We start from the raw sequence: 1,046 nt of genomic DNA on the forward strand, positions 1-1,046 counted from the left end.
ATCTGACCCTAGAGTCTATGTAGTTTTTAATCTGCAACCTCCAACTCCTGTACATGAGCCTGAGCCTCCTAGACGTCCTCAGCCCATACTTGTTCAACGTTGACTGGTACCGTGCTATCCTCCTCATCCAGTAGTGCGATATCGCCTTCAGAGGCCTCCCATTGACTAGGAACGCCCTGCCGTCCTCGACGTAGACAGCCATAAGATTGTTCACGCCAATGTCCACTCCAGCCTCTAGGCTACCTCTAGGCTTTCTCGGCACCTCGACCCACGATCCTCTGACAAGCTTCTCCCTAACCTCCGAGAAGGATATGTGCGCATACCACCTGCCTCTATCGGGGTCGTATCTTATCTCCAGCCTGCCCTGCTCCCCCCTCACGTGGATTAAACCCCTATACTCGACAACGATGACCCCTATGGCTCCGAGACCCTTGATGACGATCCTATCGCCCTCAATCCTGTACTGATCCTTCCTCAGGACAGTCCACAGTATCCTGAACCCGCCCCTCTTCTTGTAACCCGGCGGGCTCACCCTTCTCATGAATGGTGGCAGTCTCCCCTCCTTCCTAGCCTTTAGCAAGCCGAAGAAGGATCTCCAGGCTTCATCGTTTTTATTCAGGACTTGCTGTGCTGTAGCGGAACCTATCAGCGTTTTGTACCTCTCGTAGAACTCCCTGTAGGTGCTTCTGAGATCCACTCTTTTAGTTTCGAAGAACTGCCTCCTCCTAGCGTAGTTGACCTCGTTCCAAAGCTTGGAGGATATGCTACATAGTAGTTTAAGCTTATTCCACGCCTCCCTGTCTGGATCCAGCTCAACCACGCTACACCGTTTCACTCTCTCACCTTAGACCACTGCTCCTCGACATACCTCTTCACAATATCAGCCGTCACGTTGCCCACGGTGGCGACAAAGTAACTTCTAGACCACAGCTTCCCGTACTTAACTCTGGCTCTCAGCTGCGGAAACCTCTTCAGTATCAGCCTAGCACTCTTACCCTTCAAGTAGTTCGCTACGTAGGAGGGGGCTAGGCGCGGAGGGCATAGGA

At 52.7% G+C, this 1,046-nt stretch carries 1 protein-coding gene and 1 pseudogene; both read right to left on the reverse strand.

From position 1 onward, the window contains the following. Positions 1 to 835: transposase (locus tag ACP5KC_RS10700; RefSeq protein WP_428287590.1), on the reverse strand; the 835-nt coding region annotated here is incomplete at its 3' end. Next, positions 832 to 1,046: pseudogene (gene tnpA / locus ACP5KC_RS10705) on the reverse strand (IS200/IS605-like element ISDka2 family transposase); the annotation flags it as partial. The pseudogene tnpA and the gene ACP5KC_RS10700, both read right to left, overlap by 4 nt.

This window comes from Infirmifilum sp. (assembly GCF_049970975.1).
In the GTDB taxonomy this organism is placed as follows: domain Archaea; phylum Thermoproteota; class Thermoprotei; order Thermofilales; family Thermofilaceae; genus Thermofilum; species Thermofilum uzonense.